Here is a 6,922-nt window from a genome sequence, read left to right as displayed (position 1 = left end):
AGCGCCGAGCAGCTGCGACCCCTGGTCGCCCGCGTGGTGGCGGAAGGATGACGGCGTACGCGCACCGGCCGTCGGTGTGCTGCCGGCCGAGCCACCGGGGTGTGGAACGACCTCCTCTGCCGCATGCAGCTCTGGAGCACGAGCTTCACCACGGCCCTGTAGGCCCCGGGCGGCTGTGGGCCCCGGGCGCCCCCTGGTGACCCCACCCCCCCCCGACGACCACGACCCACGAAACGAAGGCACACCCGTGTACTCCTCGCCGCACACACCGCTCCGGCGCGCGCTCCGCACCGCGGGCATCCTCCTCCCGCTGGCCGCACTCACGGCCTGCGGCGGCGGAAAGCCCTCCACCCCCGCGGCCGACGGACCCGCGCCCACGGCGCGCTTCTCCGAGAACGGCGTCACCGTCACGCTCTCGGTCTCCGGCTGGCAGCCGGCGAAGGGGACCGGCACCCTCACCGCCGTCTTCGCGCCCGAAGCCGCCGGGTTCCACCTCTACAGCACCGCCCTGCCGCCCGCCGGCATCGAGGGCGTGGGCCGCCCGACCGCCGTGACCGTCACCGGAACCCTCGCGGCGGACGGCCCGCTGACGGCGGCCCAGACCGAGCGGACCGTCCGCCTGCCGGGGGTGGAATCCCCGGTCCCCGTCTACCCCGACGGCCCGGTCACCACCACCCTCCCCGTCCGCGCGTCGGGCAGCGGCAGCGCGACGGTGCTGATCGGTTACGCGAGTTGCAGCACGCGGGACGGCTGCACCATCCCCGTGTCCGACCACCCCGTCCGGTTGCGCGTCACCGGCGGGGGACCGGCCTTCGTCACGCCCTGACCGCGTTCCCCGCAGGGCCGAACCTCTAAGGTGTCCGCATGCCGAGCGTCCTGGTCGTGGAAGACGACCCCAGCATCCGCCAGTCACTGATCGAGGTCCTGGCCGAGCAGGGGTACGCCGTGCGCAGCGCCGCCGACGGCTTCGGCGCACTGCGCGAGGTCACGCAGGCGCCCGTGGACGCGGTGGTCTTGGACCTCGGACTGCCCGACCTGGACGGCGGGGACGCCCTGCGCATGATCCGCGGCATCTCCTCCGTACCGGTGCTGGTGGCCACCGCCCGCGACGACGAGTCCGAGATCATCAGCATCCTGAACGCGGGCGCCGACGACTACCTGGTCAAGCCCTTCTCCGGGGGCCAGCTCCTCGCCCGCCTCGCCGCCGTCCTGCGGCGCACCGGCAGCACGGCCCCCGCCGCCGCCGTCGGCGGCACGTCAGGGCCCGCGCCCGCACAGGCCGGTGACCCGCTGCGGCCCACCGTCGTCGGCGAGCTGGCGGTGGACCCGGGCGCACGCACCGCGCACCTGGCGGGACGGGAGCTGCGCCTGACCCGCCGGGAGTTCGACCTGCTGGCCTTCCTCGCGCACCACACCGGACGGGTCGTCTCGAAACGCCGCCTGCTGACCGAGGTGTGGCGCGAGCCGTACGTGGACGACCAGACCGTCGACGTGCACCTTGTCCTCCCTGCGCCGCAAGCTCGGCGAACGGGCCGGCCGCCCCGGCGCCTACCTTGCTGACGGTGCGCGGGGTGGGCATCAAGCCTGGTGACACCGCGTTGAGACGCTCCCTGGCCGGATGTGGGTGGATTCGTGACCTCGATGGTCGCCCTGTTCCTTCCTCATACCGCTGGCCGCCCCTGGTGATGTCGCTGGTCAAGGAGCAGGCCGTGTCGGCCGCCCAGCAGCGCGGCGCCGCCATGGCGCCGGTGCTGGCCCTCACCACGGACCCGGACGCGCTGCGGGAGGCCGCGGCCGGCCTGGACGCGGCGGACCACCTGATCGTGCACCTGCCGGGGGCGGGAGCCCTCGGCCGTTCCAAGGCTCCCGGCGCGCTGCTCGAACGGGCGCAGCGGGGGCGGGAGTCGATCTCGCAGGAGGTCCCCGGCGGCTGGGTGTGCCTGCAGCCGGTGGTGCTGCCGGGCGACGAGGTCGCCGTCATCGAGAACTTCGTGCCCGAGGCGGAACTCACCCGGGGGGTGGCGCAGTCGTGGGCGGTGATGTGCTTCCTCGCGGTGGGGCTGATCGCCGGCTCGGTGCTGGTCGCCGACCGGCTCGGCGCCAAGGTGGTCCGTTCCTCGAAGCGGCTCGCGCGGGCCTCGCGTGCACTCGGACTGGGCGACCTCGACGCCCGGGTGGAACCCATGGGCCCCAGGGAACTGCGTGACGCGGGCGTCGCCTTCAACGCGATGGCGGAGCGCATGAACGAACTCCTCGCCGTCGAACGCGAACTCGTCGCCGACCTCTCGCACCGGCTGCGCACCCCGCTGACCGCGCTCCACCTGGCATCGGAACGGATGGCGGGCACACCGGAGTCGGCCAGGGTGGAGGCGGCCGTCTGCGAGCTGGAGACCGAGCTGCAGGCCATCATCGCCGCGGCACGCACCCCGCTCGCGGTGGGGCCCATGGGCCAGGGCCTGCTCGGTGCGGAACGGTCCCCGGGAGGCGGGGCCGCCGCGGCGGGAGGCGGGGGCCCGAGCAGCGAGGTGGCGGCGGTCGTCCGCCGCCGGACGGCCTTCTGGGCGGTCCTGGCGGAGCAGCAGGACCGTTCCTGCTATCTGGACGTCACCCAGGAGCCCACGGCCGTCGGCCTCCCGGACGACGACGTCGCCGCCGTGGTGGACGCCCTCATCGGCAACGTCTTCCGCCACACGCCGGAGGGGACCGCGTTCGCCGTCGGCGTCCGGCGCACGGCCCAGGCCGTGGAGCTGGTCGTCGAGGACGGCGGCCCGGGCATCCCGGAACCGGACCGGGCCCTGTCCCGCGGCAGCAGCACCGGCTCCACGGGACTGGGCCTGGACATCGCGCGCCGGGCCGCGACCGCGACCGGCGGCACGGTGGGCGTCACGCGCGGACCGCTCGGCGGGGCGCGCATCGCCGTGACCTTCGCCCTGGCCGCCCCGCCCCCGTCGGGCCACCGCACCCGTCTCGCCCGCCGCCGCAGACGCTGACGCCGACGGTTCAGTCGATGGCGCCGAGGACCTCGCCCAGGTCGACGAACTTGAAGCCGGTGGCCTCGCGGTCTCCGTCGCCGGGGGTCTCCTTGCCGTCCTGGACGACCAGCAGGCCGTGCGGGTAGCGCGCGCCGAGGGGTGCGTTGAGGGCGGCGGCCCCGTCACAGACCTCCGAGCCGTCGAGGGCGGCGGAGGCCGCGGTGATGCGGAAGGCGCCTTCGAACTCGTTGTGCTCGCCGCGCTCGCGGTCGTAGGCGACGAAGGTGTCGTCGCCCTGGCTGGAGGCGAGCAGGTAGCCGTCGCCGTCCGGCTCGGTGACCAGGGTGAGGCCCTCGACGTCGGCCGTCAGGCGCTTGCCGCCGAAGCCGGGGTCGGTGCCGGGCGTGCACTCCTCGGTCTGAGGGTCGTAGGTGCCGGGGACCCCGTACTCGCGGACCTTGTCGATCAGCTTCGGCGTTCCGGTGAGGCCCGCGTCGATGCGCCAGATGCCGACGTCCTCCTGTCCCGCGTACAGGGTGCCGTCCGCGGGGTCGACGACCATGCCCTCGACCTGCGGAAGCTCGCCCGGCTCCGCGCACGGCGCCCACGTGCTGCCGTTCGGCAGGCGGAAGGAGGACGGCAGGTCGATCGTCCGCACCTGACGGTAGTCGACCGTGCCGGCCGGGGTGGGGAGGAGTTCGAGGAGGGCGATCCGGGTGCGGTTGCGCTGGCTGACCAGGGCGTAGGAGCGGCCGGTCCTGCGGTCGGTCCAGGTGGCCAGGCCGTAGGCGGTCTTCTGCTCGTTGATCTCCGCCTGGCCGGCGGAGAAGACCGGGCGCGCGCCGGGGTCGGTGATGTCGGTGAGCGGGCCGCCGGGCCGGTCCCGGTCGATCCGGTAGACGCGCAGCCGGTCGTTGCCGCGGTCGCTGACCACCGCGACGTCGGCGGGGCCGCCGGCCAGGCGCAGGCCCTGCACCAGGTCGACGTTGTTGAAGCGGCCCGGCGCGTCGTCGGCGCCCGGTCCGGCCGGGGCGGGGATCGACTGCACCTGGCGCGCGTCCAGGTCGTAGACCCGCAGGCCGCCCTGCTTGGCGGTGGCGACCACCAGGCTGCGGCCGGGGTCGGCGGCGTTGCGCCAGATCGCCGGGTCGTCCGCGTTGGCGTCGCCACCGGCCTCGTCGTCGTACAGCGGCGGGGTCTCGGCCTTCGGCCGGACGCTGCTGATCGACGCGGCCTGCGCCGGGAGCGCGAAGGCGGTGGAGAGTGCCGTGCAGAGCGCGAGCGCGCAGACGCGAGCTGACAAGCGTGTCGTCATCGTTCTTCCTTTATAGGGTGTTTGCCCTGATAAGGAAACTCTCCGTGCAGTGCTTGTCATGTCCGCGACCGGAACCTTGCCGGTAGTTGAACTCGCTGCGAAACCCCGCCCCGACCGCGGGGCCGTGCGAGGCAGCGCAGGCCCCGGGCACGGCCAACGGCACGCCGCCGATGCGGGTGACCGCGGTACCGGGGGTGCCCGGGCCGGCGTAAGCGATCAGTGTCGTCCTGCCGGCGGCCGTAGGACCCCGCTGTGACATCGGCTCGTCATCGGCCGCGCAGGGCCCCGGACTACAGGGATGCGACGGTGAAGTGCCGTACCCGGAGCGGGGCCACGAGGTACTCCTCCTCGCCGGGCAGCACCACGGGCCGCTCCCTCCATTGCTCGCCGGCGTAACCGACCAGGTCCCGCTCGCTGCGCCAGCGACTGACGTACAGCAGCGAATCGGGCGGTGCGAGCAGCACCTCGTGGTCCACCAGCCCCGGGTAGCGGCCGGGAAACCCGCGCACCGCGGAGACGATCATGTCGCGGAACGCCTCGAAGCGGTCAGGACGTACGCGCGCCTCACTCACCCGTATGATCACGGACCTCAGGGTCCCACGCACCCGGACGCGGCGCCACCGTCCCGGGAGCGTCACCCGCGCCGGCGCGGAGAGTCGCCCCCCACGCCGCCGCTGCCGTGGCGGCGGCCCACAGCTCCCACCCGACCCCGCGCGGTCCCGAACCGGGCCCGGTGTCCGCATGCCGGTCCCGGTGTACGCCGGCGCGGCGACCTCGCCATGATGGGTCCCATGATGCACAGCGACGACCAGCACACCGACTCGCCGGCGATGGCCCTGCCCAAGGAGGTGGGGGCGGAGACGACCAAGCACTCCGGCGGCACGCTCCTGACCCACCTGCTGCGTGTCGAGGCGTTGCTCGCCTCCTGGGGCGCGCGGCCGGTCCTGCGGACCGCAGCGCTGTGCCACGCCTTCTACGGCACCGACGGGCTGCCGCTGGTGCTCCTGGAACTGTCCGAGCGCGATCGCCTCGCCGAGGCGATCGGCAGGGAGGCGGAGGAGCTCGTGTACTTCTACGCCAGCTGCGACCGCAAGGCCTCCTACCCCACCCTTGCCGCGCAGGACGGTGCGGCGGTGACCTTCCGGGACCGGTTCACGGGCGCGGAGTTCACGCCGTCCCCGCAGCAGCGTCGCGACTTCGCCGAGCTCACCGTGGCCAACGAACTGGACCTGGCCAAGGTGAACGAGTCCTTCCGCGAGCGCAACGGGGCCGCCCTGCTGGGGCTGTTCACGCGCTGGGCGCCCTCTCCTGTCGGAGCCGGCCCGCCGCGAGGTGACCGCGGTCCTCGGCTGACCGCGTCGGCTCAGGCCGCCTCGATGGCGGTCAGCGCCTCCCTCGCCGCCCCGAGCAGTTCCTCGTCCAGCGGGATGCCGCCGTAGCGGCGGGGTGACGAGGCGACCTCGTGCAGTACGGGCAGGGCCGCTGCCGCCGGCCCGCCGATCCCGCCCAGCACCCGTACGGTCCGCAGGACCAGCGCGGTCGCCGAGTGCCGGGCCAGCGGCGCGAGCTCGGGCAGCAAGGCCGCCACGGCCGGCGGCGCGTCGCCGGTGATCCGCCACCAGGCCTCGGCGGCGCCGGTCCGGCTCCACGGCCCGGGGTACGTCAGCAGGGGCCGTACCGCGTCGGCGTGCGGGGCGGCCAGCGGCCCCAGCTCGGCCAGATAGCGCAGTACGGGTTGACCGAGGCCGGCCCGGGCCGCCGCACCGCACACCCGCAGGGCGGGTTCCGGGTCTCCCGTGACGCGCCAGTACGCCCACGCCGCGGTCTGCGCACCACCGTGCCACGCGTGCCGGCCCGGCCCGGGAGCGGCGGTGACGAGCGCGGCGAGCGGACCGGCCGCCCGCCCGGTCGCGGAGGCAGGGCCGATCGCGCCCAGCGCCTCCGCCGCCCCACGGGCGACCGGGGTGTCCAGTAGCCCGACCAGCTCGGGCACCGCCGGCGCGGCCACCGGACCCCACTCGGCGAGGGTGCGCAGGATCCGGGGGACCGCGTGGCTCTGCCGGCCGGGGTCGGCGAGCCGCCGGCGGAAGACCGGCAGCAGCCGCGGGGCCCAGCGTGCGGGCAGCGGGGCGACATCGAGCCAGTGGCTGCCCAGGCGTGCGGCGTACCAGTCGGCGGCCCTGTCGTCTCCCATGCCGACCAGGGCCCGCAACGCCGAATGGTCAGCGCCCGCGTGGCCCGCGCCCCCGGACCGCGCGACGTGGCGGACCAGCGGGTCCGCGCACGGGGCTGCCGCGCCGCCTCCGGAGAGGACTTCGACCGACGCGGAGGCCACGTCGGGCTCGTCATCGAGTCCGGCCGCGACCGCCGCCCAGAGCTCGGGCGCGTGGTCGCGCCAGTACCGCAGCCGCGCGCCGGCGGCGACCACGGCCACGCGGCGGACGTTCGCGCTCCGGTGCCCGGCCGCAGCTTCGCACAGCGCCGCGGACGCGTACGGGTGCGGCGCCGACAGCTCCGCGAAGCGGGCGACCGCTTCATGACGGAGGGGCCACCACGGTACCTCCGGGAGCAGCTGCCCTCCGGCGGCCGCCAGCCCCCGGGCGACCGCACGGCCCGCGGCCCCCTCCGCCGCGCC

5 protein-coding genes and 2 pseudogenes are annotated in these 6,922 nt (G+C 75.2%); 4 read left to right on the top strand and 3 right to left on the bottom strand.

Annotated elements, in window-relative coordinates:
• Positions 1-247 precede the first annotated feature (247 nt).
• The 3 genes and pseudogenes from SSNG_RS00600 to SSNG_RS00590 all read left to right on the top strand — a co-directional run bounded on the left by SSNG_RS00600 (position 248) and on the right by SSNG_RS00590 (position 2,990).
• Positions 248-826 (top strand): hypothetical protein, encoded by a 579-nt coding sequence (locus SSNG_RS00600; RefSeq protein WP_042800338.1) that lies wholly within the window; start codon positions 248-250, stop codon positions 824-826.
• A gap of 38 nt (positions 827-864) precedes the next feature.
• Positions 865-1,583 (top strand): annotated as a pseudogene (locus tag SSNG_RS00595) (response regulator transcription factor); the annotation flags it as partial.
• Positions 1,584-1,709: 126 nt separating this feature from the next.
• The gene (locus SSNG_RS00590) at positions 1,710-2,990 is read left to right on the top strand and encodes a HAMP domain-containing sensor histidine kinase (protein ID WP_241695191.1); all 1,281 of its coding nucleotides are present in this window, start codon (positions 1,710-1,712) and stop codon (positions 2,988-2,990) included.
• Between the two features lie 10 nt (positions 2,991-3,000).
• Here the strand turns inward: SSNG_RS00590 and SSNG_RS00585 are convergent, their stop codons facing one another.
• Positions 3,001-4,287, bottom strand: coding sequence for a phytase (locus tag SSNG_RS00585; protein ID WP_007261825.1), 1,287 nt, complete (start codon positions 4,285-4,287; stop codon positions 3,001-3,003).
• A 290-nt stretch (positions 4,288-4,577) separates the two neighbouring features.
• A complete protein-coding gene (locus tag SSNG_RS00580; RefSeq protein ID WP_241694956.1) occupies positions 4,578-4,871 on the bottom strand; it encodes an antibiotic biosynthesis monooxygenase in 294 nt (97 codons plus the stop codon).
• Between the two features lie 207 nt (positions 4,872-5,078).
• On the opposite strand from SSNG_RS00580, the gene SSNG_RS00575 reads away from it, so the two are divergent.
• Positions 5,079-5,726 (top strand): DUF6817 domain-containing protein, encoded by a 648-nt coding sequence (locus SSNG_RS00575; protein ID WP_241694955.1) that lies wholly within the window; start codon positions 5,079-5,081, stop codon positions 5,724-5,726.
• Here SSNG_RS00575 and SSNG_RS00570 read toward each other — a convergent pair.
• A pseudogene (locus SSNG_RS00570) lies at positions 5,651-6,922 on the bottom strand (hypothetical protein); the annotation flags it as partial. The gene SSNG_RS00575 and the pseudogene SSNG_RS00570 sit on opposite strands and share 76 nt — an antisense overlap.

Origin of the sequence: Streptomyces sp. C, assembly GCF_000158895.1 — a bacterium.
Taxonomy (GTDB): Bacteria; Actinomycetota; Actinomycetes; order Streptomycetales; family Streptomycetaceae; genus Streptomyces; species Streptomyces racemochromogenes.
Note: the sequence above shows the minus strand (reverse complement) of the source record. Positions and strands in the feature narration are given on the sequence as shown.